The 24196-nt window shown below is 39.6% G+C and carries 23 protein-coding genes and 2 riboswitches; of the genes, 19 read left to right on the top strand and 4 right to left on the bottom strand.

What is annotated here, in order from left to right:
* Positions 1 to 14: 14 nt before the first annotated feature.
* Positions 15 to 1370, bottom strand: a complete 1356-nt coding sequence (gene brnQ, locus ACH0CI_RS21140; protein WP_013057321.1) for a branched-chain amino acid transport system II carrier protein — start codon at positions 1368 to 1370, stop codon at positions 15 to 17.
* A gap of 386 nt (positions 1371 to 1756) precedes the next feature.
* On the opposite strand from brnQ, the gene ACH0CI_RS21135 reads away from it, so the two are divergent.
* The 17 genes from ACH0CI_RS21135 to cobO all read left to right on the top strand — a co-directional run bounded on the left by ACH0CI_RS21135 (position 1757) and on the right by cobO (position 17992).
* Positions 1757 to 3028 carry a cation:dicarboxylate symporter family transporter gene (locus ACH0CI_RS21135; protein ID WP_406902214.1) on the top strand — a complete coding sequence of 424 codons (1272 nt, stop codon included), beginning with the start codon at positions 1757 to 1759 and terminating at the stop codon, positions 3026 to 3028.
* A 107-nt stretch (positions 3029 to 3135) separates the two neighbouring features.
* Positions 3136 to 4173, top strand: coding sequence for a M42 family metallopeptidase (locus tag ACH0CI_RS21130; RefSeq protein WP_406902213.1), 1038 nt, complete (start codon positions 3136 to 3138; stop codon positions 4171 to 4173).
* Between the two features lie 352 nt (positions 4174 to 4525).
* Positions 4526 to 4684 carry a hypothetical protein gene (locus ACH0CI_RS21125; protein ID WP_014459832.1) on the top strand — a complete coding sequence of 53 codons (159 nt, stop codon included), beginning with the start codon at positions 4526 to 4528 and terminating at the stop codon, positions 4682 to 4684.
* 146 nt (positions 4685 to 4830) lie between these two features.
* Positions 4831 to 5009, top strand: a riboswitch (cobalamin riboswitch).
* Positions 5010 to 5127: 118 nt separating this feature from the next.
* Positions 5128 to 5307: riboswitch (cobalamin riboswitch) on the top strand.
* A 101-nt stretch (positions 5308 to 5408) separates the two neighbouring features.
* Entirely contained in the window at positions 5409 to 5789 is a 381-nt protein-coding gene (locus ACH0CI_RS21120) for a (2Fe-2S) ferredoxin domain-containing protein (RefSeq protein ID WP_033579174.1), read from the top strand.
* A 13-nt stretch (positions 5790 to 5802) separates the two neighbouring features.
* Positions 5803 to 7425: a precorrin-3B C(17)-methyltransferase gene (cobJ, locus tag ACH0CI_RS21115; protein WP_406902212.1), complete on the top strand. Its 1623-nt coding sequence runs from the start codon at positions 5803 to 5805 to the stop codon at positions 7423 to 7425.
* Between the two features lie 17 nt (positions 7426 to 7442).
* Entirely contained in the window at positions 7443 to 8360 is a 918-nt protein-coding gene (locus ACH0CI_RS21110; protein ID WP_155008066.1) for a sirohydrochlorin chelatase, read from the top strand.
* Positions 8357 to 9124, top strand: coding sequence for a precorrin-6A reductase (gene cobK / locus ACH0CI_RS21105; protein WP_406902211.1), 768 nt, complete (start codon positions 8357 to 8359; stop codon positions 9122 to 9124). Before ACH0CI_RS21110 ends, cobK begins: the two co-directional genes overlap by 4 nt.
* Before the next feature lie 5 nt (positions 9125 to 9129).
* Complete coding sequence (locus ACH0CI_RS21100) at positions 9130 to 9777, top strand: precorrin-8X methylmutase (protein WP_013083415.1); 648 nt, start codon at positions 9130 to 9132, stop codon at positions 9775 to 9777.
* Positions 9778 to 9780: 3 nt separating this feature from the next.
* Positions 9781 to 10884: a cobalt-precorrin-5B (C(1))-methyltransferase gene (locus ACH0CI_RS21095; RefSeq protein WP_406902210.1), complete on the top strand. Its 1104-nt coding sequence runs from the start codon at positions 9781 to 9783 to the stop codon at positions 10882 to 10884.
* Complete coding sequence (cbiE, locus tag ACH0CI_RS21090) at positions 10874 to 12070, top strand: precorrin-6y C5,15-methyltransferase (decarboxylating) subunit CbiE (RefSeq protein ID WP_335707466.1); 1197 nt, start codon at positions 10874 to 10876, stop codon at positions 12068 to 12070. Before ACH0CI_RS21095 ends, cbiE begins: the two co-directional genes overlap by 11 nt.
* A gap of 2 nt (positions 12071 to 12072) precedes the next feature.
* The gene (gene cobI, locus ACH0CI_RS21085; RefSeq protein WP_033579168.1) at positions 12073 to 12774 is read left to right on the top strand and encodes a precorrin-2 C(20)-methyltransferase; all 702 of its coding nucleotides are present in this window, start codon (positions 12073 to 12075) and stop codon (positions 12772 to 12774) included.
* Positions 12771 to 13547 (top strand): precorrin-4 C(11)-methyltransferase, encoded by a 777-nt coding sequence (cobM, locus tag ACH0CI_RS21080; RefSeq protein ID WP_289577826.1) that lies wholly within the window; start codon positions 12771 to 12773, stop codon positions 13545 to 13547. The genes cobI and cobM overlap by 4 nt, the downstream gene beginning before the upstream one ends.
* Positions 13544 to 14668, top strand: a complete 1125-nt coding sequence (locus tag ACH0CI_RS21075) for a cobalt-precorrin 5A hydrolase (RefSeq protein ID WP_034269184.1) — start codon at positions 13544 to 13546, stop codon at positions 14666 to 14668. Before cobM ends, ACH0CI_RS21075 begins: the two co-directional genes overlap by 4 nt.
* Positions 14669 to 14681: 13 nt before the next feature.
* Positions 14682 to 16064, top strand: coding sequence for a cobyrinic acid a,c-diamide synthase CobB (locus tag ACH0CI_RS21070; RefSeq protein ID WP_406902209.1), 1383 nt, complete (start codon positions 14682 to 14684; stop codon positions 16062 to 16064).
* Positions 16061 to 16831 (top strand): uroporphyrinogen-III C-methyltransferase, encoded by a 771-nt coding sequence (cobA, locus tag ACH0CI_RS21065; protein WP_406902208.1) that lies wholly within the window; start codon positions 16061 to 16063, stop codon positions 16829 to 16831. Before ACH0CI_RS21070 ends, cobA begins: the two co-directional genes overlap by 4 nt.
* A 20-nt stretch (positions 16832 to 16851) precedes the next feature.
* A complete protein-coding gene (locus tag ACH0CI_RS21060; protein WP_406902207.1) occupies positions 16852 to 17421 on the top strand; it encodes a nitroreductase family protein in 570 nt (189 codons plus the stop codon).
* Positions 17422 to 17452: 31 nt separating this feature from the next.
* On the top strand, positions 17453 to 17992 hold the full coding sequence (cobO, locus tag ACH0CI_RS21055) for a cob(I)yrinic acid a,c-diamide adenosyltransferase (RefSeq protein WP_034269191.1): 540 nt from the start codon (positions 17453 to 17455) through the stop codon (positions 17990 to 17992).
* A 26-nt stretch (positions 17993 to 18018) separates the two neighbouring features.
* On the opposite strand, the gene spoIIP is transcribed toward cobO, so the two are convergent.
* The gene (gene spoIIP, locus ACH0CI_RS21050) at positions 18019 to 19188 is read right to left on the bottom strand and encodes a stage II sporulation protein P (RefSeq protein WP_033579162.1); all 1170 of its coding nucleotides are present in this window, start codon (positions 19186 to 19188) and stop codon (positions 18019 to 18021) included.
* A gap of 160 nt (positions 19189 to 19348) precedes the next feature.
* Entirely contained in the window at positions 19349 to 20917 is a 1569-nt protein-coding gene (locus ACH0CI_RS21045; protein WP_406902206.1) for an RQC-minor-2 family DNA-binding protein, read from the bottom strand.
* Positions 20918 to 21166: 249 nt separating this feature from the next.
* Between ACH0CI_RS21045 and ACH0CI_RS21040 the strand changes: the two genes are divergently transcribed.
* Entirely contained in the window at positions 21167 to 22759 is a 1593-nt protein-coding gene (locus tag ACH0CI_RS21040; RefSeq protein WP_013057301.1) for an APC family permease, read from the top strand.
* A 155-nt stretch (positions 22760 to 22914) separates the two neighbouring features.
* Positions 22915 to 23454, top strand: coding sequence for an SMI1/KNR4 family protein (locus tag ACH0CI_RS21035; RefSeq protein ID WP_406902205.1), 540 nt, complete (start codon positions 22915 to 22917; stop codon positions 23452 to 23454).
* Between the two features lie 42 nt (positions 23455 to 23496).
* Here the strand turns inward: ACH0CI_RS21035 and ACH0CI_RS21030 are convergent, their stop codons facing one another.
* Positions 23497 to 23997, bottom strand: coding sequence for a GNAT family N-acetyltransferase (locus ACH0CI_RS21030; protein WP_406902204.1), 501 nt, complete (start codon positions 23995 to 23997; stop codon positions 23497 to 23499).
* Between the last annotated feature and the right edge of the window lie 199 nt (positions 23998 to 24196).

Here is a 24196-nt window from a genome sequence, read left to right as displayed (position 1 = left end):
AATGCATCCTCTTTTTATTTAATCAATTTTCTTGAAGTGTTTCTGTTCGTATTATCATTTGTACGAAGGAAGGTAATGCCAAGACCGATTAATCCTCCTACAATAGCAGGAACTACCCAGCCGAGACCCACTCCATACATAGGTAGAATCGATGTAAACAGATCGTTTACTGCGGCAATTTTGAATCCAGCAGCATTTAAGCCATCAAATAAACTAACGATAAACGTGAACAGAAGGCTTACTTGGTAAACTTCAGAACGTCCTTTAAATAAAGGATGTAGAAATGTTAAAGCAATTAACACAATAGCTAACGGATAAATAGCTGTTAAGACTGGAACCGAAATAGCGATTAATTCCGTTAAGCCAAAGTTTGCTACAACGGCGCTGAATGCTGATAAAATGACAGCAATCAACTTATAAGAAACCCTTGGAAACAGCTTATGGAAGAAAGATGAACAAGATGTTACAAGGCCTACACTTGTTGTTAAACAAGCAACGGTAATCATCAGACCTAAAAGAATTCCTCCGTAAGAGCCAAAGTAGTAATTTGATACTTCAGCCAAAACCGTACCTCCGTTATCAAGACGTCCAAGCTCTGATACGCTTGAAGCACCCATATAAGACAATGCACTATAAATAAGAGCCAAAATAACGGCAGCGATAGCCGTAGCTTTTGCACAAATTGTGATGATTTGTCGGTTGGTTTTTGCTCCTTTTTCTTTAATTGCATTAATAATAATAATTCCAAAAACAAATGATGCTAGTGTATCCATTGTTAAATAACCTTCTTGGAAGCCTTTAAAGAATGCGTGCGTTGTATAAGCTTCGCTTGGTGCTTCAAATTTCCCAATTGGGTTCACAACGGCTACAACTACCAATATTCCAATAAACGTTAATTTAATAGGTGTTAAAACTTTTCCTACTAAATCGACAATTTTCGCAGGATTTAGCGAAAAAAAGCACGTAATCGTAAAGAAAATTACCGTGAAAATGATAAGGGGAAGGTGACCTGAATTTTCTGATAAAAAAGGCTTAACGCCAATTTCAAACGAAACACTTCCCGTTCTTGGCATTGCAAAAAGCGGTCCAATTGCCAAGTATAAAATCGTAGTAAAGATAATACCGAAAGCTGGGTGTACACGACTAGCTAAAGACTGCAGATCCTCTTTTCCGGAAAAACCAAACGCGAGAACGCCTAGCAGAGGTAGACCTACACCCGTTACTAAAAATCCAGCATTTGCTGACCAAATATTGCTTCCAGCAGACTGACCTAACATTGCAGGGAAAATTAAATTACCTGCGCCGAAGAATAGGGCAAAAAGCATAAAGCCAATAACCACTATAAATGAAAAAGGAACTTTGTTTGACACATTAAAACCTCCAAAATTATAAATGCTTTTTATTACCGTGTTGAATAATTAAAATTTTCAGAATTTTATATTCGAATAATAAAAATAAACATGTATCGTATTATACTAACCTAAAATGTATATTTCAATATAAAATTTTATTTTTTTAATTTATTCGCTAAAATAGCAAAAATAGAAAAATACGCAGCGAAAAAATCTCGGTATACAACAATCATTTGATATGATAAAACAGAACTGTAAGTTTTAAAAATTTGCATGTGCGGTCTTACATTTTTTTAGTAAAGAGCTGTTTACATAAGGTGCTGTAAGGGTGTATATTTATACACGGTTCGTTGAACCGCATATGCTCAATGGATGAAAGTCAACTGTGCGAAAGGAGCAAGAAAGTGAAAAGGTTAGGTCTAGCAACTCAGATTCTAATTGGACTGATTTTAGGCGTAGCTGTAGGTGCTATCTTTTACGGAAGCGATACGGCCATTTCTATTTTACAGCCAATTGGAGACATATTTATTCATTTAATTAAGATGATTGTCGTACCGATTGTGATTTCAGCATTAATCGTAGCGGTCGCAGGAGTAGGCGATATTAAAAAATTAGGTAAGCTTGGCGGAAAAACAATTCTTTATTTTGAAATTGTTACAACCATTGCGATTATAGTGGGGATTATTGCCGCGAACTTATTCCACCCTGGTGCAGGGGTTGATATGGGACATATTGAAAAAAGCGATATTTCTCAATATGAGGCAACGGCAAAAACGTCTGAAAGTACAGGGATTGCTCAGGAGCTTCTTCATATTGTTCCGACAAACGTCTTTCAGTCGGTAGCAGAAGGCGATCTTTTACCAATCATTTTATTTTCCGTACTGTTTGGTGTAGGCGTAGCTTCGATTGGACAGAGAGGAAAACCTGTTTTAGCTTTTTTTGAAGGCGTCTTGGATGCAATGTTTTGGGTAACTAATTTGGTGATGAAATTTGCTCCAGTAGGTGTATTTGCACTTATTGGTGTTAATATTATAAAGTTTGGTGTCGGATCACTTATTCCATTAGGGAAATTAGTGTTCGCCGTTTACTTCACCATGATTTTCTTTGTGCTTGTGGTTCTTGGAATTATTGCTAAAATGGCTGGAACAAGCATGTTTACGCTCATAAAAGTGTTAAAAGACGAGCTGCTTCTTGCTTTTACAACAGCAAGTTCAGAAGCCGTTTTACCATCTCTTATCAAAAAGATGGAAGACTTCGGTTGTTCTAAATCGGTTACATCGTTTGTTATTCCAACAGGCTACACGTTTAATTTAGATGGTTCAACCATTTATCAGGCGCTGGCATCGCTGTTTATTGCTCAAATGTACGGCATTGACCTTTCCATTATGGATCAAATTCAGCTCCTTCTTGTGCTAATGTTAACCTCAAAAGGGATGGCTGGTGTACCAGGGGCATCGTTTGTAGTTGTACTTGCTACGCTTGAATCTATGGGCTTCCCTCTTGAAGGCATGGCATTTATTGCAGGAATTGACCGCATTCTTGATATGATGCGTACCACAGTTAACGTAGTAGGAAATGCTTTAGCTGCAATTGTAATGTCCAAGTCTGAAGGCGAGTTTGATAAGCAAAAATCATTAAATTACACAAATGAATTAAAGAAATCAAACATAGCTTAAAACAAAAAAGCCGGGCAGCTGCCTGGCTTTTTTGTTTGGAGCTGCCTGTTATCTTTTTTGAAACATATGGTAAAATAAAAGAAATGAGAGACAAAGGAAGTGTCATAATGACGGAAACTGTTCAGTTAATTAAAAAGCTTGTTTCAATTCCCAGTCCTGCTGGAAATACAGAAAAGGTGATTTCATTTGTCGAAGACTATGTAAAAGAGCTAAATATTCAAACGTATCGCAATCGAAAAGGAGGCTTAGTCGCTACTATTCCCGGTAAAGATACGGATCATCACCGCATGCTGACGGCTCATGTCGATACATTAGGTGCTATGGTAAAAGAAATCAAACCGAGTGGACGTCTGAAAATCGACTTGATTGGAGGGTTCCGCTACAATTCCATTGAAGGAGAATATTGTGAAATCGAAACGTCAGCAGGAGAAGTATTTACAGGGACCATCCTTATGCATCAAACATCTGTTCATGTGTATAAAGATGCAGGTAAAGCTGAGCGAAATCAAGATAATATAGAAATTCGATTGGATGAAAAAGTACATAGCGCAGAAGATGTTCGCAGTCTTGGAATTGAAGTCGGCGACTTTGTTTCGTTTGATCCTCGTGTAGAAATAACAAAAAGCGGTTTTATTAAATCTCGTCATCTCGATGATAAAGCAAGCGTAGCTTTATTGCTTCAGCTCATGAAAACAATTCAAGAAGAGCAGATCGAACTGCCATACACTACGCACTTTCTTATTTCAAATAATGAAGAAATTGGATACGGAGGAAATTCGAACATTACGCCTCAAACGGTAGAATACTTAGCGGTTGATATGGGTGCCATGGGAGATGGACAATCTACTGATGAATACACCGTGTCTATTTGTGTAAAAGATTCAAGCGGCCCATATCATTACGGTTTGAGAAAGCATTTGGTGGAGCTAGCTAAGCAGCATGATATTCAGTACAAATTAGATATTTATCCGTTTTACGGATCAGATGCTTCTGCTGCTATTCGTGCCGGGCATGACATCGTACACGGCTTAATTGGTCCAGGAATTGATTCTTCTCATGCGTTTGAGAGAACGCATCAAGATTCATTGAACCATACGTACAAGCTTCTTTACCACTATGTGCAATCGAACATGGTTCTGCTTTAAGAAAGGAATATTTAATTAGTGTATTTTTATGCAAAACAAAGAGCAGGACGGGACTGTGATGTCTGTACTTTCCTTTCCTAAAAAAGAAGCCAGCTGTCCGGCTTCTTTTTTTAATAAATACTATATATTTTTTTACTGGTGAAGCAACAGTTGGTAAAAAAAGCACCTTTTTTAAAGAGGTATAATACGGCTTAAACCTTTTGTACATTTTGTTCATTTACAGAAGTTAAAATGTTTTTAAATTTTTAAAAGTTTCTTGTGACAAGTTTTGTAGAATGGGTTTTCAAAAGGATATGGTTTCGTCATAATGTGGATATAGCGATCACTACAATAATCGGAGGCGAATCTTTTCATGTGGGTACTGACGGTATATGCTGGAAAAGAAATGAAAATGTTTGAATTTGAAACTGAAACGCAGGCGAGAGAAGCTTTTGCAAAAACAAATGGCTGTAAAGTTCTTTCAGAAGTCGTGTATTATAATGATCCTCATTTAACATTAGTAGCTATATAATGAAAAAACAAGAGCTGACTTTATGCTCTTGTTTTTTTATAGCTTCTTGTATCTTACGAAAAGAATAGAGTTGAAATAAAAAAAAATGTACGCTATGATATGGTAGTTACTTCTATTATTCTGATAGTTTAAAAGGTTCATATATATCAAACAGCAACAGTAAAGATGCCAAGAAGGCTTAATAGGGAAACTGGTGAAAGACCAGTACTGCCCCCGCAACTGTAAGTGTGGACGAACGAGTATAACCACTGTGGAAAAATCACGGGAAGGTTCTCAAGTAGAATGATACACAAGTCAGGAGACCTGTCTTTATTGTGAAGTTTCTATTTCTCCGGGGAGCGGGAAGGGAAACGTTGGCTTAAAGTGGCATTCGTGTACACTTTTATTCTGACGTTTTACCCGCTCGCATATTAGCGAAGCGGGTTTTTCTCGTAGCACAAAACTACATATCGTGCAAAAAAGGTGCGCAATGTTCACATTGCGTTAAATGGGAAGTCTGGTGTGAAGCCAGCGCGGTACCCGCCACTGTGAAGAGGAGCTGATTGCATATGCCACTGTATTCGGGAAGGCGCAATCAAGTGATGAATCGAAGCCAGGAAACCAGCCTTTTTCTAATGCGAAGCTTACCCTACGGGATATAGGTGGAAGTGCAAAAACTTAGTTTGAATTTTTCTGCGCCTCTATCATTGATAGAGGCGTTTTTTTAGTAAAGGAGCGAATAAGTGTGACGACGTGGAACTTAAATGGAACAAAACATCACGTATTGATTTGTAATGGAAGCAGCTGTATGAGAAAAGGTGGAGAAGAAGCCACGCAAGCTATTCGAAATAAAGTGACTGAACTGAATCTAGATGAAGCGGTTCACACAACCCGTACGCGCTGTAACGGAAGATGCAAAGATGCTCCTGTAGCTATAGTGTACCCTTCAGGAGATTGGTACAAGCAGGTCACTGAAAACGTAGCTCATCGAATTGTTGAAGAACATTTAGCAGGAGGCTGCAGTATAAAGGAATCACTTATTTATGAATATGATCAAAACGGTTTTGTTTCTCCGGAAAAGAGTGACTCCATAGAAGGAATTGACAAAGTAAAAAGTAACGCATAAAGGAGGAGCTAGCATGAAAGGTAAACTGTTAGTTATTGGATTCGGCCCAGGAAGCTTTGAACATATTACACAGCGAGCAAGAGAAGCCATTCAAGAAAGTGATATGATTATTGGTTATAAAACCTATGTGGAATTAATTCAAGGACTATTAACGAATCAGCAAATTATTAGTACAGGAATGACCGAAGAAGTAAGCCGTGCACAAGAAGCCGTAAAGCAAGCTGAAGCGGGAAAAACCGTGGCGGTCATTTCAAGCGGAGATGCAGGAGTATACGGAATGGCCGGCCTTGTGTATGAAGTGTTGATTGAAAAAGGATGGAAAAAAGAAACGGGCGTAGAGCTGGAAGTGATTCCTGGCATTTCGGCTATTAATTCATGCGCATCCCTCCTTGGGGCGCCCGTGATGCATGATGCCTGTACGATTAGTTTAAGTGACCACCTTACGCCTTGGGAGTTAATCGAAAAACGAATCGAAGCAGCTGCACAAGCAGATTTTGTAGTAGCTTTTTATAATCCGAAAAGCGGAAGACGCACAAGACAAATTGTGGAAGCGCAAAGGATTTTATTAAAATACCGTTCCCCCGATACGCCTGTTGGTCTTGTGAAAAGCGCTTATCGTGACCGTGAAGAAGTGGTAATGACCAATTTAAAAGACATGTTAAATCATGAAATAGGCATGCTGACTACCGTTGTTGTCGGAAATTCATCTACGTTCTTTTACGATGACTTAATGATTACACCGCGCGGGTATCAGCGGAAATATACCCTCAACCAAACAGAGCAGCCGCTAAGACCGCATCAGCGACTTCGAAAAGAAGCAGAACCATGGGCTCTTGATCAAGAGGAGACTGTAAAGCAAACGGCTTCAGCTATTGAAGATGTTCAGAATACAAAAGAAGAAAAAGCAGCTTCACGAGCTCTGGCAGAAGAAGCGCTTCAAGCAATTTTAGGTGAAGCTACTTCACCGGTCGTACACCAGCCAATTGAGTCTATTTTTGAAGTGGCAGTTAGTCCAGGGCTTGCAAATAAGAAGTTTACGCCCGTTCAAATGACAACACTAGCAGAAGTTGTTGGTGAAAAAGGTACGATGGAGTATACGCCTGACCATCAAATCAAACTGCAAATTCCAACGGCTCAGCCAGATGTGATTATTAAAAAGCTCCAATCAGCTTCCTTTTTACTATCTCCAGTCGGAGACGTGTTTACAATTAAAGCGTGTGATTTTTGTGATGGAGAAAAAAGTGACGCCATCCCGCATACGGAACAATTACAAAAGCGTCTCGGTGGAATGGACATGCCAAAAGAGCTGAAGCTTGGTATTAATGGATGCGGTATGGCCTGTTACGGTGCTGTTCAAGAAGATATTGGCATTGTCTACAGAAAAGGTGCGTTTGACTTATTTTTAGGGGCTAAAACGGTTGGACGAAACGCCCATTCAGGTCAAATTGTGGCGGAAGGCATAGCGCCCGATGACATTGTTGAAATAGTGGAGAACATTGTCCATGAATATAAAGAAAAAGGTCATCCAAATGAGCGGTTTCATAAATTCTTTAAGCGTGTGAAGAATGTTTATGGATTCGACTATCAAGATATAACACCAAAAATAAAAGTAGAACCAGCTCCGTGTGGAGATTAAAAATGGGAGGGCATTATATGAAATCAGTTTTATTTGTCGGTCATGGAAGTAGAGATCCTGAAGGGAACGATCAAATTCGCGAGTTTATCTCGACTATGAAGCATGATTGGGACCCATCTATTTTAGTAGAAACGTGTTTTCTAGAGTTTGAACGTCCGAATGTAAGTCAAGGCATTGATACATGTGTGGCAAAAGGAGCGACAGATGTAGTTGTAGTTCCAATTATGCTCTTGCCAGCTGGCCACTCAAAAATACATATTCCGGCGGCTATAGATGAAGCTAAGGAAAAATATCCACACGTAAACTTCGTGTACGGACGTCCCATTGGCGTTCATGAAGAAGCCCTTGAAATTTTAAAAACGAGATTACAAGAATCAGGAGAAAATTTAGAAACTCCAGCTGAAGACACGGCTGTTATTGTCTTAGGGCGAGGAGGAAGCGATCCTGATGCAAACAGTGATTTATATAAAATTACACGCCTTCTTTGGGAAAAAACAAACTACAAAATCGTCGAAACTTCTTTTATGGGCGTGACCGCTCCATTGATTGATGAAGGAGTGGAACGATGTTTAAAACTGGGCGCTAAAAAAGTGGTTATTCTCCCGTATTTCTTATTTACAGGAGTACTAATTAAGCGTTTGGAAGAAATGGTGAAGCAGTATAAAATGCAGCATGAAAACATTGAGTTTAAGCTAGCCGGCTATTTCGGTTTTCATCCAAAACTGCAGACAATTTTAAAAGAACGTGCTGAAGAAGGATTAGAAGGCGAAGTGAAAATGAACTGCGATACATGTCAATATCGCCTCGGCATTATGGAGCATATTGATCACCATCATCATCACGATCATGATCATGATCATGATCACGGGCATCATCACCACGATCACCATCATGACCATCACCACCATGAAGATAAGGTCGGCGAGTTAAAATGATTTTATTGTTAGCGGGAACTAGCGATGCACGTGCATTAGCTGTTCAAGTGAAAAAAGAAGGTTACGACGTTACGGCGACGGTTGTAACCGACAATGCAGCAATCGAATTACAGCGAGCAGAAGTGAAAGTGAAAATTGGACGTCTCACACAAGAAGATATGATGACTTTTATAAACGAACATGGTGTAAAAGCTATTGTGGATGCAAGTCACCCCTTTGCCGAAGAAGCATCTAAAAACGCCATCGGTGCGGCTGCTGAAACAGCGATTCCTTACATACGCTATGAGCGGGCTTCGCAGGCTTTTACCTATGATAATATGACAATGGTTTCTACGTATGAAGAAGCAGCAGAAGTAGCAGCTGAGAAAAAAGGAGTTATTATGCTGACAACAGGCAGCAAAACGCTGCAGATTTTTACAGAAAAGCTGCTTCCTCTTTCAGATGTACGGCTTGTTGCTCGTATGCTTCCAAGGCTGGATAATATGGAAAAGTGCCAGCAATTGGGATTTTCGCAAAAAAATATTATTGCTATTCAAGGTCCGTTTACAAAAGAGTTTGATCAAGCGCTTTATAAGCAATACGGAGTGACGGTCATGGTCACAAAAGAAAGCGGAAAAGTTGGATCTGTGGATGAAAAAGTGGAAGCAGCTAAAGAGTTAGGCTTAGATATTATTATGATTGGGCGACCGAAAATTGAGTATGGGACCGTGTATTCCACGTTTGAAGAAGTGGTTCATGCTTTAGTAAACCAAAATAGGAGTTGATTGAGATGGATTTTCGTACAGAATTTAAACCGTTAACTGTTCAGCCTCAGCAAATAGAAGGAAAAAGTTTTGAGATGATTACAGAAGAGCTTGGGCCTCATCCGTTTACAGACGAACAGTACCCAATTGTTCAGCGCGTAATTCATGCGTCTGCAGACTTTGAGCTTGGACGCAGCATGCTGTTTCATCCGGATGCGATTCAAGCAGGAATTAAAGCTATTCGCAGCGGCAAGCAAGTGGTTGCAGATGTACAAATGGTGCAAGTAGGAACAAACAAGCAGCGAATTGAAAAACACGGCGGTGAAATCAAAGTTTATATTTCGGATCCGGACGTAATGGAAGAAGCAAAGCGCTTAAATACAACGCGTGCAATTATTTCTATGCGAAAAGCCATCAAAGAAGCAGACGGTGGAATTTTTGCAATTGGGAACGCACCCACAGCTTTACTTGAATTAATTCGTTTGATTAAAGAAGGAGAAGCGAAGCCTGGGCTTGTTATTGGTCTGCCGGTAGGATTTGTTTCAGCAGCTGAATCGAAAGAAGAACTTGCAAAACTTGACGTGCCGTTTATTACAAACATCGGGCGAAAAGGCGGCAGTACGGTAACGGTTGCTGCATTAAATGCAATCTCAATTCTTGCAGATCAGGTGTAACGCATGAAGGAAGTACCAAAAGAACCTAAGAAACTCAGAGAAGGCTATACGACGGGCGCTTGTGCAACGGCTGCTACGAGAGCAGCTCTGCTTACGCTAATTTCAGGAGAAGTGCAAGAGGAGTCAACGATTTACTTACCTGTTGGTCGCTTTGCTACGTTTCATCTTGAAGAATGCGAGTATCGCACAAGCAGCGCTGTAGCCAGCATCATTAAAGATGCTGGAGATGATCCCGATGCCACGCACGGAGCGCTGATTATTTCTGAAGTTTCGTGGTGTAATGGTGCAGACATTATCATTGATGGAGGAGTGGGAGTAGGGCGTGTGACAAAGCCCGGTCTCCCAGTTTCTGTCGGTGAAGCAGCCATTAACCCTGTGCCAAGAAAGATGCTGAAAGAAACGGCTGAACAGCTTCTAGCCCAATACAACATACAAAAAGGCGTTAAGATTGTCATCTCGGTTCCTGAAGGAGAAGAAATGGCGAAAAAGACATTAAATGCGCGTCTAGGTATTTTAGGAGGCATTTCGATACTGGGGACGCGGGGAATTGTTGTTCCGTTCTCAACAGCTGCTTATAAAGCAAGTATCGTGCAGGCCATTAGCGTTGCTAAAGCAAGTAATTGTGAGCACGTTGTCATTACGACAGGGGGACGAAGCGAAAAATATGGAATGAAACAGTTCCCAGAACTTCCGGAAGAAGCATTTATCGAAATGGGAGATTTTGTTGGATTTACGTTAAAACAATGTAAAAAGCAAGGAATGAAAAAAGTGTCTCTCGTAGGCATGATGGGAAAGTTTTCAAAAGTCGCGCAAGGCGTTATGATGGTTCATTCAAAAAGTGCACCTATTGATTTTAATTTTTTAGCAAAAGCAGCTTCTGAGTCAGGCGCTTCTGCTGAACTGGTAGAGGAAATAAAAGGCGCAAACACAGCTTCTCAAGTGGGAGATTTAATGACGCAAAGCGGTCATCATCAGTTTTTCGAAAAACTGTGCGAGTACTGCTGTTTATCAGCATTAAAGGAAGTAGGGGACGGAATCGATGTCGATACGTCTCTTTACACATTAAAAGGAGATTTTTTAGGACAGGCGGTGCAACATGGCAATTAAAATTATTGGAATTGGTGACGACGGGAAGTTAAGTCTACTTCCTATGTATGAACAGTGGGTGTATGAAAGTGATGTGCTAATTGGAGGAAAGCGTCACCTTGACTTTTTTCAAGATTTCGAAGGAGAAAAAGTAGCCATTGAAGGAGGTCTTTCTTCCCTTGTTGAACGTTTAAAAAACGAAGAAGGAAATGCGGTTGTGTTAGCCTCAGGCGATCCGTTATTTTACGGAATTGGAAGCTATCTTTCTGCGAAGCTAGACGTTGAAATATATCCTTATTTAAGTTCTATTCAGCTTGCATTCTCACGTCTAAAAGAGCGATGGCAAGACGCTTATTTTACAAGCGTGCACGGCAGAAGTATAAAAGGGCTGGCTCAGCGCATTGACGGTTATAAAAAAGTGGCGATTTTAACCGATGAGCAAAATTCTCCTAGTGCTCTGGCAAACTACTTGTTATCATTCGGCATGACAGAATACAAGATGTTTGTGGCAGAGAATCTAGGTGGAGAGGCGGAGCGCTGTCAGCTGCTTTCGCTGGAAGAGGCGGCGAATCAACTCTTTTCTCCGCTTAATGTCGTGATATTAAAACAGGTAGAAAAAAGTCCAGTCTGGCCTCTCGGAATAGAGGACGATGAATTTATTCAACGCAAGCCGGACAAGGGACTCATTACTAAAAAAGAAGTTCGTACACTTAGTATTAGTGCCCTGCAGCTAAAGAGAGACAGCGTCGTATGGGATATCGGAACATGTACAGGTTCAGTCGCGATTGAAGCAGCTAAAATTGCGCGTGAAGGACAAATTTTTGCTGTGGAAAAAAACGAAGCAGACTTGGAAAACTGCAGGGGAAATCTAGCGAAATTTCGAGTAGATGCCCATACTGTGCACGGAAAAGCACCGGAAGGGTTAGGTGAGTTTGCTGATCCTGATGCGGTGTTTATTGGAGGGACAGCAGGAGGCATGGAAACCATTTTAGACGTGTGCTGCAGCCGATTAAATTCAGAAGGGCGCATCGTATTAAATGCCGTAACGATTGAAAATTTGGCAGAAGCGATGAAAGCTTTTAAAGAGCGAGGATTTGAGACTGCTGTTACCCTTGCACAAGTTTCAAGAAGCAAGCCAATTTTACACTTAACACGATTTGACGCTTTAAACCCCATTTATATTATTACAGCCAAAAGAGGAGAATGAACATGATTGGAACATTGTACGGACTTGGAGTTGGACCAGGAGATCCAGAATTGATTACAGTAAAAGCATTTCGTAAATTAAAAGAATCACCCGTTATTGCGTACCCAAAAAAGCAAAAAGGAAGCAAAAGCTACGCCCAAAAAATTATTGATGTCTATTTCAGTGCAAATGAAAAAGACATGCTAGGCCTTGTGTTTCCAATGACAAAAGATCCTGCTATTTTAGAGAAAAAATGGACCGAAACAGTGGAACGAGTATGGGAAAAGCTCCAGGAGGGAAAAGATGTAGCATTTGTGACAGAGGGAGATCCTATGCTTTATAGCACGTTTATTCACATGATGCGCCTGATGCAAGAACGTCACCCTCAAGCTCCTATTCAAGTAATTCCTGGTATTTCATCTATTAACGGGGCTGCGTCTCGCTTAGGCATTCCATTAGCAGACGGTGATGAACATGTGGCCATTGTTCCTGCTCGTGAAGATTATGAAACAATGAAAAAAGTATTGGTGGAAAACGACTGCGTTATTTTTATTAAAGTGGCTAAAGTCATCGATTTTATGGTCGGTCTTTTAAAAGAGCTTGATCTGCTTGAAAAAGCATCGGTGGTAACAAAAGTAACGTCAGATGAAGAAATTATTTGGAAAGCTTCAGAACTAGAAGGAGCCGATTTACAATACTTAACGCTAATGGTGGTGCGAAAATGAAGTTATACATAATCGGAGCTGGACCCGGAGATCCAGATTTAATTACCGTAAAAGGCTTAAAATTACTTCAGCAGGCAGATGTTGTTTTATACGCTGACTCACTAGTAAGTGAAGAGCTAGTTGCTAAGTCTAAACCAGGAGCTGAAGTGTTAAAAACAGCTGGTATGCATTTAGAAGAAATGGTCAGTACGATGCTTGATCGCATGCGTGAAGGAAAAATGGTTGTAAGAGTTCATACCGGAGATCCGGCTATGTACGGAGCCATTATGGAACAAATGGTGCTTTTAAAAAGAGAAGGCGTTGATATTGAAATTGTTCCGGGAGTCAGCTCCGTATTTGCTGCAGCAGCAGCGGCTGAAGCAGAATTAACCATTCCAGATTTGACTCAAACGGTTATTTTAACTCGTGCTGAAGGAAGAACGCCTGTACCTGAGTTTGAAAAATTAACTGATTTAGCAAAACATAAATGTACCATTGCTTTATTTTTAAGTGCGACGCTCACAAAAAAAGTAATTAAAGAATTTATAAGCGCCGGTTGGAGTGAGGACACGCCGGTTGTAGTAGTCTATAAAGCAACGTGGCCAGATGAAAAAATTGTTCGCACGACGGTAAAAGACCTGGATGATGCTATGCGAACAAACGGCATTCGTAAGCAGGCGATGATTTTGGCAGGCTGGGCCCTTGACCCCCACATTCATGACAAAGATTATCGATCAAAACTTTATGATAAAACATTTACCCATGGCTTTCGAAGAGGAGTGAAGTCGGAATGATTCAACTCCAAGAAGGAAAAAAAGCTCTCATTACACAGCGCGGGGATTATGCTGTCGTGGCCATCACGAAGCATGGCGTAGAAATTGCAAGAAATCTAGGCCGCACTTTTCAGCAGTCCGATGTGTATTACATGAGCAAGTTTGAAAAAGGAGACGAAAGAGAACAGAACATTCAGCTGTTTTCAGGAAGCGTGCGGATGCTCTTGCCTTCTCTTTTTGAATCGTATAAAGGACTTATTATTATTATTTCACTGGGAGCAGTTGTACGTATGATTGCCCCTATTTTAAAAGATAAGAAAACGGATCCTGCGGTTGTTGTCATTGATGATAAAGGCGAAAATGTCATCAGCGTGCTTTCAGGTCATATCGGAGGAGCAAATGAACTAACGCGTGAAGTTGCGGCAGCACTTGAAGCTCATCCTGTTATTACAACAGCATCCGATGTTCAAAAAACGATTCCCGTTGATTTATTTGGTAAGCGCTTTGGATGGGTGTGGGAATCAGCAGAAAAGCTAACCCCTGTCAGCGCTTCTGTAGTAAACGAAGAAGCAATAGCGGTGGTTCAAGAATCAGGTGAAAAGGGCTGGTGGCACTATGAGCACCCTGTTCCAGCTAACATTAAAACGTACTCATCGATTCAGACAGCTCTCGAAGCATCGCCACATGCAGCCTTGGTCGTAACGCATCGCAATTTAAAAAAAGAAGAAGAAGCGATCTTAGAAAACGGTGTTCTTTACCGTCCAAAAGTACTGGCGATTGGGATGGGGTGCAACAGAGGAACAAGCGCAGCGGAAATTGAAACCGTTATTGAAAAAACGCTTGCTGAACTTCAGTTTTCAATGAAAAGTGTAAAAGCATTATGTACAATAGAGTTAAAGAAAGATGAAGAAGGGCTGCTAGAAGTGGCGTCTAAGTACGGCTGGGAGTTTGTCTATTATTCGCCCCAAGAGCTAAACAGCATAAGTATCCAACAGCCTTCAGATACTGTCTTTAAATATACAGGTGCATATGGCGTTAGTGAACCTGCTGCTATGTTATACAGCGGTGCTGATACGCTTGAACTTGTGAAGAAAAAGTCAGGGAATGTCACCATTTCAGTGGCGCTTATTCCATATGACTAAAGGAGAGAACAACATGTCAAACAGAAGACTCGTCATTGCCGGTACCGGAAGTGGCGTAGGGAAAACAACACTTACAATTGGGCTGATGGCGGCATTAAAACAAGCTGGTTATAGAGTTCAAGGGTTTAAATGCGGACCCGATTATATTGATCCAACGTATCATACGGCTGTTACAGAACGAGCGTCTCGTAATATAGACAGCTGGATGCTTGAACACGATATGGTTAGGGAAATTGTAGCTCGAGCTAGTGAAGACGCTGATATTTCCATCATGGAAGGAGTTATGGGATTTTTTGATGGGAAAAATCCGTTAACGAACGAAGGGACAACAGCAGAAATCAGCTTAATCACCAATAGCCCTGTCCTTTTAGTTGTCAATTGTGCTAGTATGGCTAGAAGCGCAGCGGCAATTGTAAAAGGGTTTCAGCAATTTTTACCGGAAGCGAACATTGTCGGTGTAATTGCTAACCGAGTTGGAAGTGAAGGGCATTATAAACTTGTTAAGGCAGCGATTGAGCAGGAATGTCATATCCCTGTAGTAGGCTACTTGAAAAGAAACGATGATCTTACGATTCCTGAACGTCACCTCGGGCTGATCCCGTCGATTGAACGAGGAGAATTAACACCGTTTTTTGAACAGTTAGGGCAGCTTGTTCATGATACAATTGATATTGAAAAAGTATATGAACTGGCTTTAGCTCCTAAAATAGAAATTAATGATCCTATCTTTACAAAGCCGTCCGTACCTCAAGTGAAAATTGCTGTGGCAAGAGATGCCGCTTTTAACTTTTATTATGAAGAAAATTTCGAATTGTTAAAAGCTTACGGAGCAGAGCTTGTAGAATTTTCGCCTTTAAAAGGAGAGACGGTTCCGCAAGATGCTGATGGCCTTTACATAGGAGGCGGATTTCCAGAAGAATTTGCTGAAACGCTGGCTCAGCAAATTGACGTTAAAAATTCTGTTCGAGCAGCCATCGAAAAAGGGATTCCTACACTTGCTGAGTGCGGAGGCTTTATGTTTTTAACAGATGCTATTGTCACAACAGATGATACATGCCATGAAATGGTGGGGCTTATTCCCGGACAAGTAAGAATGCAGACAAAATTGGCTGCTTTAGGGTACCGAGAAGTGATGGGAAAGCCAGGGAATTTTTTATTTAAAGGCGATATACAAGCTAAAGGCCATGAATTTCATTATTCAACCTTTCATTCAGAGAAAGAGTTTTCGCCTGCCTATGATACAAAAGGGATGCGAGGAATGAAAGAAGAAGGCTATATGAACAATAATTTAATTGCCGGCTATACGCACTTTCATTTCGGCTCTTCTACGAAGATGGTAGAAAACTGGGTGGAACAGTGTAAAGCGGTAAAAAAAGAAAGAAGAGATGCCGTGTGACAGTTGGAAAAGTATATTTAGTAGGAGCCGGACCAGGAGATCCGAAGCTAATAACCGTATATGGAATGGAGTGTATTCAAGAGGCGGATGTCATTTTATATGATCGCTTAGCTAATGAACAGTTATTAAACTATGCTAAAAAAGACGCGGAGCTTATTTTTTGCGGGAAATTACCGGGCAAGCACGGAGTCATCCAAGATCGTATTCACGAACTGCTTGTTGAAAAAGCACTTCAAGGAAAAGTAGTGACGCGCTTAAAAGGAGGCGATCCTTTTGTGTTTGGCCGCGGAGCAGAGGAAGCTGAAGTACTTGCTACTCAAGGAATTCCTTACGAAGTCGTGCCTGGTATCACGTCAGGAATTGCAGCTCCAGCTTATGCAGGAATTCCTGTTACCCACAGAGATCATGCCACTTCTTTTGCGATTGTAACGGGGCATGGAAGAGAAGAAAAAGGAAAAGATTATTTAAACTGGTCAGCGCTTGCTCAAGGAATAAATACAATTGCGTTTTATATGGGCGTTGGAAATTTACCTCATATATGCAAGCAGTTGATGGACCATGGACGAGATAAACATACGCCAGTAGCGCTTGTTCAATGGGGAACGACGAAGTATCAGCGCACCGTAACGGGAACACTTGCCACAATCGAAGAAATAGCAAAAAAAGCAGAAATTGCTCATCCTGCCATCGTGCTTGTAGGTGAAGTTGTGACAATTAGAGAAAAAATAAAATGGTTCGAAGAAAGAGCGGAAAATATTCTGCTTTAACGTTAAAAGGAGGAGACAATATGACGATTATTTCACAGCTAAAAGAACGAAGAGCGGTACGAGATCATGAACCGCGTGAAGTGGAACAAGAGAAAATCGAACAGCTGCTTGAAGCAGCGACGTGGGCTCCAAATGACCGAATGAGAGAGCCTTGGAGCTTTTATGTGATTCAAGGAGAAGCAAAAAAGAAGTATGAAGAACTGGCTGAAGCGTATTTAAAGGAGCGCTTTCCGACAAAGCCTCATTTAGTAGAAAGTTCGTTAAAAGCAGTGAAAAATACGCCTGTACATATTGTCGTAACAGCTGATACAGTTGGAGGAGACGACGAAGCCACTGAAGACAACAAATATGCGGTTTCATGCGCGATTCATTCCATGTGGCTAGCTGCTAAAGAACTAGGACTTGGATTCGTTTGGAGAACAAGAGGAGTTGGTCTTGTTCGAGATGAGCGACTGTATGAGTTTATCGGAAAGCCTGCAGGTAAAGTCGTGGTAGGAAACGTATTTTTAGGCTATCCAAATGAAGAGTCTCTTACAAAAATGAAAGAGCCTGCTAGAACATCGTTTACAGAAAAAACAACATGGCTGTAAACTGAAATTCGAAGAAAAAGAGGTTTTTAGATTGAAAGACAAACGGGGTCTTACGTTAATTTATACCGGAGACGGAAAAGGGAAAACAACCGCTGCTTTAGGTCTTGCGTTGCGCGCTACGGGACGCGGACAAAAAGTATTAATGATTCAATTTATTAAATCTCCTCAGCGTACATATGGCGAAAAGCTGATGTTTGACAGAATAGGAATTGAAATGATTCAAACAGGAGTCGGCTTTACGTGGACAAAAACACCGCCTGAACATCGTGAAGCTTTGCAAAAAGCCTGGGCGCTCACGAAGGACAAAGTCTTCTCGAACGAATATGATGTGGTTATTTTAGACGAGTTAAATAATGCACTGGCTATCGAGAAATTTCCTATTGATGATGTGCTACCGCTACACGAAGTAATTGACCTTATTCAAAAGCGCCCTGAGCATATGCATTTGGTCATTACCGGACGTTCTGCCAAAAAAGAAGTGATGGAAGCAGCAGATCTTGTGACGGAAATGAAGCCTCATAAACATTATTACGATGAAGGAATTCCGGCTGTAAAAGGAATTGAATTTTAAAAAGCCCTCAGTGAAGAGGGCTTTTTTTATGGAGCAGGGGCATCTACTTTTTCAGCTTGCCAGTAAAATTGGCTAATGACATCAGACAGTGCTTTTGTTGTGTTGGTTAGTTCATCAAAGTTATTGTCAACTCCACCCACTTCGATTAAAATCGCATTTTTGGAAACATCTTGATTATATACACCGTTACCGCTGGATTTGTTTTTGCCAATAACTCCGCGGCTTAAGCCGGGATATTTCTTTTCAAGTCCTTCATGAAGCGCTTTTGCCATTTTTAAGTTTTGTTCAAAGTTTTGATTCGCTTTCCCTAAAACAAACACAACTTTTGCATACGATTTATTGTTAATCTTAATGGTTGTATTATCTTTTCGAAGCGAATCTCGGTGCAAATCGATAAAGTAAGTTAAATCTCTATTTTCAGTCATCGCCGTTTCAATGACTGTGCGAGACATGGCGTACGATTGATTGGTGTTCCAACCTTTTTCTTTTAATTTCTGTCCAATATTGGTTTGATCAACTTCTGCCCCAATTCCCTGAGCCTCTAAATCTTTTCCTAGCATATTTGCAACAATATTAATATTTGTTTTGCTATCCACTGCTTTATTAGCATCTGGATCACCTTCAAGTCCTAACAGAGGCAAGTAAGATTCCCAGCTGTGCGTATGATAAATATAAAATACCTTTTTTCCGCCAGTTGTATTATTATTTGGAGCGTTCGTACCATTGTTTTCTTTAGGTTGCTGAACTTTTGTAGTAGAATTTCTTTCTTTTAGCGTTTCATCTAGCGGCGGTGCAGATTCTCTAGGGAAGTTTGTGAAATTTGTGCCTTCACCGGCGATAATGATATTGGAGTCGTAAATACTGAATCCAGGAAGTTCGGAACCAAACAAGCTTCTCGCGTCTTCTGCTCGAATACTTGTTGATAACTCGAGCAGTGTAGAAGAAAGACCGGGAGGTGAGTAGTTTTTATCAAAAGCCGTTGAAAAATGATGGTTTTCTTGGCTCATTAAATAATAAAGACTTTCTGCTTTATGCTTTGATAACGTTTGATAGACAATAGAAGAATTGAACTGTTCTTTAAATGCTGAGTAACTTACTAGAACAATGATAGATGATGTCATTAAAACAACGGATAAAATAACGAGAACCATCTTATATGTTAACACTACAAAATTGGCGCGATTACTAGATTTCAATGGCGAAATCTCCTCTCTATGTCAGCGTCAGGCTAATAGGTATGAAGGACTTTGCTAATCTAGTAATAATTATATGAATGGAATTTTCTAATTATGATAAGCATTTAATAGAGAAAGTAGTCTTCAAAATCAAAAAAGAAGAATCACGTGAGATACAATCTCATATTCTCCGTGATTCTTCTTCAAATAGACCTCGGATGGCTTCTCCTTTTGGAGTGAGGCTGAATCCTTTTTTCTCTTTTTTAAGCAGCTGATAGTTTTGTAATTCTTGTAAATACGTAACAATGCGCTTGCGCTTTACGGAATTTAATAATCCAAATGCGGGTATTTTATCGAGCTCTTTTTGACGAATGCTGTTAGTAGAAACGCCTTCTAAAATTTGTACGTAACTCTGCTGAGTTTCCGTGTTTTTTAAGGTATCTATAAGCGTTAATAACTGTAACATTTGGTTTGAATCGAAAGTTATTTGACCGATTTTTAGCGGAGTCAAAAGCAGGTTCTGACGCTGCTTATGAAGTTCATTTTCTATCTTAGCGCTTATTTCTGTCAGCTTCGTTTCTATTTCGTTTGGACCCATATAACATATAAATTTGTTTGTTTCCTGCAGCAGGGTGACATCTGAAAAATCCCACTGTGAAAACCATTGGATGGAACCAATTTTGAGATTGGCATTCGGTGTTTTTACTTGTAATACGTTTTGAATGAAGGAAAGAAAAGGATCATTTTCCCGTAAAACTTGTTCTTCATTAAGTTGATAAGTGGTTAGGCTGCACAATTTGTCTTGGATTTCTTTGATGTGCACTTCATGATGCTTTAAAAGACTTTTCCACTTAAAAAAGACAAGCAGTTTTTGAATCACTTCTTCATTTTCATCTATAATCTCTTCGAACTGCCGCTGAGTTGTAGCTAATCGTTTGGCTGCTAGCACTACATTATACTCATCACCGAGTGAAATAGCATCATTTGTGACATCATATGTTACAGCGAGACCTCTGTTTTCTGAAGTTAAGCGAATGATCTCGTTTTCTCCGTGAACAGTTAATACCGTATCTTCCGTATCTGCAAATCCTCTCTCAAAGGCGGTGGAAGAAAGAGAGCGAAAAGGTCTCATAATGATTTCAATCCGATTGCGCCAAAAAGCAATTTGCTCAGGGTTTTTCATAATAAAAAGCAAAGGTGATTTTTTTGATTGTTCAATTGCTTCAATCACATCTGCATTTCGGTGATAAAGAGAAATGAGGGGATGTTTGAAAAAACACTTATTAATATGTTGAATCCATTCTTCTTTTGAAGAATCATGTATTCTAGCGCAAAACATGTAATCTTTCATAATGCTTCCGAGATAATTTTCCAACTCATTTTTAGTCAAAACCGTAAAATCTTGAGAATAAAACTCATCATGATGAATAGGAATGCCGCGATTCTTATTATATTCTTTCCATAGAAATGAAGTTGGTTTCCAAAAGTAAGGATAAACGTCTTCATTTTTATCAATTGCGACGGGAAAACCGCCCCTATGATTTCCATATAAGAATGTTTGAAAAAGGATGATATCTTCTTGAGGTAACTCATTCATTGCTCGCTCAAAGTAGTCTTCTAAACGTCCAAGCAACCCTTTAGTATGTTTACTTCCTACGGACCGAATCGATTTATTCTTACGTCCGAGCGGAAGGAATGTTAAGTGGTTGTAAGCTGTAAAATCAACTGGCAAATTCTCTGGTAAAGTCATTTATCTAACTCCTTTCATTTATTGAGTATTTTACCCATTAAAGAAAAGAAGAAAAAGTTTTAATGTGTCTTGAACGCAAGAATGATTTTTTAAAATTTTCTGTTAATTAATCTTCAGAAATAAAGAAAAGGGATTCAAAGTAATTTTGAATGGGTATAGTAATAAAAATTTTGACACATATTATCGAATATATATGAATGTTGTCAAAAAAAACAACAAAAGTAATGATTCATCCAAAGGAGGAAGCTTATGGAGAATAAAGGTCCGTTTAAAAAGACGATATCCCTATTAGATTTAACATTGATTGGATTAGGGGCTATTTTTGGTTCCGCTTGGCTGTTTGCCGTTAGTAATGTCGCTACGCAAGCAGGTCCTGCAGGAAGTTTTTCTTGGGTTATTGGTGGAGTTATTATTTTATTAATAGGCCTTGTATACGCTGAGCTAGGGGCTGCCTTGCCTCGTACAGGAGGAATTATTCGATATCCTGTTTATTCACACGGTCATCTTGTAGGCTATATGATTTCGTTTATTACGATCGTAGCTTACACTAGTTTAATCGCTATCGAAGTAACAGCAGTGAGACAGTATGTGGCTTACTGGTTTCCAGGTTTAACAAAATCTGGATCTGACTCACCAACGATATCTGGATGGATTCTACAATTTGTGTTGCTTTGCTTATTCTTTTTACTCAATTACTGGAGTGTAAAAGCATTTGCGAAATCGAATATTATCATTTCTATTTTCAAATATTTTGTACCGCTTACGGTAATTGTAACGTTGGCATTTTATTTTAAGTCAGGAAACTTTACGATGGGAGAGTTTGCTCCCGGGGGATTTGATGGTATCCAGGCCGCCATTGCTACAGGCGGGGTTATGTTTGCTTACTTAGGCCTTCATCCGATTGTATCGGTAGCTGGAGAGGTGAAAAATCCTCAGCGCAATATTCCAATTGCTCTTGTGATTTGTATCATTCTAGCAGCTCTCATTTATACTGCTCTACAAGTATTGTTTATCGGAGCTATTCCATCTGACATGATTAAAGGCGGTTGGTCCGGCATTCAAGATAAATTCTCACTGCCGTTTAAAGATATCGCTGTTGTTCTTGGCCTTGGCTGGCTAGCAACACTTGTTATTTTAGACGCTATTTTATCACCGGGTGGTAACGGTAATATTTTTATGAATACAACATCTAGACTTATCTATGCTTGGTCTCGTAACGGTACGTTATTTAAAACGTTTGCTCATGTGGATAAAAAAACAGGGATTCCACGATCATCTTTATGGCTTTCATTAGGACTTTCGATTTTTTGGACACTGCCATTTCCTTCGTGGAATGCACTCGTAAACGTATGCTCTGTTGCGCTTATTCTATCTTACGCGATTGCACCAATTTCATCAGCGGCCTTTATGGTGAACGCAAAAGATTTGGAAAAGCCTTTTAAATTAAGAGGAATGAGTATAATTGGTCCATTATCCTTTATTTTTGCTTCCTTTATTGTGTACTGGTCAGGATGGAAGACTATTTCGTGGCTGCTAACTTCTCAACTGGTCATGTTTGTTATATATTTGATTTTTGCTAAATATGTGCCTAAAAATGAAGTGAGTCTTCGTCAGCAGATTAAATCAACATGGTGGCTAGTTGCTTATTATATCATCATGCTCTTTATTTCTTATATCGGTTCGTTCGGCGGAGGGAAAGGTTTAATCGATACGCCTGTAGACTTAATTATCATAGCGGTCGTATCTCTTGGGATTTATTATTGGGCTAAATATACGGGCCTTCCAAAAGCGCTTATTGATTACGATCACCATCCTGAACAGGAAGAAAAAGCGCCTGTATAACCTGTAAAGCAGCGACATTCGCTGCTTTTTTCTATGTTATGCAAACATGAATTTCTAAAGTTTATCGTATAATTGAGTAGGAAAGAAGGAATTAGCACATTATTGTTTAATTAATGTAATGTAACCGTTTTAAATCCAACGCTTGGAGGAAGAGTATGATTGAAAAAATAATAAATTCACTTCGAAAGCGGCTGTGGGAAAACAATAATGTTATAGAAGTGTGTAAAAATGAAGGAGAAGTATACAGAACCACTTGTACTTTTTTTGATGGACTAAGCAAGAACCAACTGCAAGTTTTTGAAGAAGAAATGCATGTATCACTTCCTGAAGACTACAAGCAGTTTTTGCAGCTAACAAATGGGTGTAATTTGTTCATTGATGCTGACGAAAAAATAACAGGGAATCTTTATAGCTTAGAAGACGTAAGAGAAACAGCTTATAAAAGTCAGAGTCTTTATATGACAATTGGGTCTGTCGGAGAAGAAGAGATTATCATTGACTCTAAAAAATCAGCGCATCCTGCATATATAATAGTAAAAAAGCGGAACGCATCGTTTCAAGATGCACATGTATTACATATGAATTTTCAGAAATGGCTGGATTGTTTTATAGTGAGTCAAGGGAATTGTTTTTGGCACTGGAATAGGCTTTGTAATAAAGCTCATTCAACGGATAAAAAGACAACGGCTCAATAATATTATCTTCTAATAAATAAACGAGCACACTAGTGTGCTCGTTTATTTATTAGAAGGAAGACGTTCCCAACCGTATGCTTCGTCTTCAACTTTAGTTTCTCCAAATTGACTTGTACGATTCAAGCTTTTTTTGCCGCCTAATTTTTTATAAAACTGAACGGCTTTCTTATTTTTCTTCATGGCCCAAATAATCATAGACGTATAGTGCTGATCAGTAAATTCTTTTACTGAATGAGAAAACAGAAGACGACCAACTCCTTGGTTTTGCACTTCCTTGCAAACGTATAGCGCGTATATTTCAGCAGCGGACAAATGAGGTTTACCTGCTGAAAAGCCGACAATCTCTTCTCGTTCATCGATAGCGAGCAAAATAAAATGAGAAGGCTCGGTAAGAAAAAAGGACCATTTTTCTGCACTTTGTTTATAAGACAAGTTGTTTAAATAAGCATCAGGTACTAACCCTTTGTATGTAATGCGCCAGCTGTCTACGTACAGACGGGCAACAGAAGGGATGTGAGAGGAAGTAGCTTTAATAATTTTCATTAAAAAGTCTCCTTTTTTAAAATATTAAGGCATATAATATACCTTTCAGCCTAAGAATATTATGAAAAATAGATCATAATTTTCCAGTAATTCATAAAATGGTAAAAAAGGTGGTGTTCATTCTCACTCTATCACGGTAAAGTGAGAATATACATTTGTTTTGTTGTTTTAATTTTTACTATATGTATAATGTCTAACG

The sequence above is a fragment of the Priestia sp. 179-F W1.4 NHS genome, from assembly GCF_045369295.1.
GTDB classification, from domain to species: Bacteria; Bacillota; Bacilli; order Bacillales; family Bacillaceae_H; genus Priestia; species Priestia zanthoxyli.
The sequence above is the reverse complement of the archived record's forward strand: the minus strand, read 5'-3'. Positions and strand labels throughout refer to the sequence as shown.

Excerpts from the sequence above, each read along its gene's own strand:
- ACH0CI_RS21130 (WP_406902213.1), top strand. The coding sequence starts at position 3,136 with ATGACGGAAACTGTTCAGTTAATTAAAAAGCTTGTTTCAATTCCCAGT.
- ACH0CI_RS21070 (WP_406902209.1), top strand. The coding sequence starts at position 14,682 with ATGTCAAACAGAAGACTCGTCATTGCCGGTACCGGAAGTGGCGTAGGG.
- ACH0CI_RS21040 (WP_013057301.1), top strand. The coding sequence starts at position 21,167 with ATGGAGAATAAAGGTCCGTTTAAAAAGACGATATCCCTATTAGATTTA.
- ACH0CI_RS21100 (WP_013083415.1), top strand. The coding sequence starts at position 9,130 with ATGGATTTTCGTACAGAATTTAAACCGTTAACTGTTCAGCCTCAGCAA.
- cobK (WP_406902211.1), top strand. The coding sequence starts at position 8,357 with ATGATTTTATTGTTAGCGGGAACTAGCGATGCACGTGCATTAGCTGTT.
- cobJ (WP_406902212.1), top strand. The coding sequence starts at position 5,803 with ATGAAAGGTAAACTGTTAGTTATTGGATTCGGCCCAGGAAGCTTTGAA.
- ACH0CI_RS21125 (WP_014459832.1), top strand. The coding sequence starts at position 4,526 with ATGTGGGTACTGACGGTATATGCTGGAAAAGAAATGAAAATGTTTGAA.
- cobI (WP_033579168.1), top strand. The coding sequence starts at position 12,073 with ATGATTGGAACATTGTACGGACTTGGAGTTGGACCAGGAGATCCAGAA.
- ACH0CI_RS21030 (WP_406902204.1), bottom strand. The coding sequence starts at position 23,997 with ATGAAAATTATTAAAGCTACTTCCTCTCACATCCCTTCTGTTGCCCGT.
- ACH0CI_RS21060 (WP_406902207.1), top strand. The coding sequence starts at position 16,852 with ATGACGATTATTTCACAGCTAAAAGAACGAAGAGCGGTACGAGATCAT.
- ACH0CI_RS21095 (WP_406902210.1), top strand. The coding sequence starts at position 9,781 with ATGAAGGAAGTACCAAAAGAACCTAAGAAACTCAGAGAAGGCTATACG.
- ACH0CI_RS21075 (WP_034269184.1), top strand. The coding sequence starts at position 13,544 with ATGATTCAACTCCAAGAAGGAAAAAAAGCTCTCATTACACAGCGCGGG.
- ACH0CI_RS21045 (WP_406902206.1), bottom strand. The coding sequence starts at position 20,917 with ATGACTTTACCAGAGAATTTGCCAGTTGATTTTACAGCTTACAACCAC.
- ACH0CI_RS21110 (WP_155008066.1), top strand. The coding sequence starts at position 7,443 with ATGAAATCAGTTTTATTTGTCGGTCATGGAAGTAGAGATCCTGAAGGG.
- ACH0CI_RS21035 (WP_406902205.1), top strand. The coding sequence starts at position 22,915 with ATGATTGAAAAAATAATAAATTCACTTCGAAAGCGGCTGTGGGAAAAC.
- cbiE (WP_335707466.1), top strand. The coding sequence starts at position 10,874 with ATGGCAATTAAAATTATTGGAATTGGTGACGACGGGAAGTTAAGTCTA.
- cobM (WP_289577826.1), top strand. The coding sequence starts at position 12,771 with ATGAAGTTATACATAATCGGAGCTGGACCCGGAGATCCAGATTTAATT.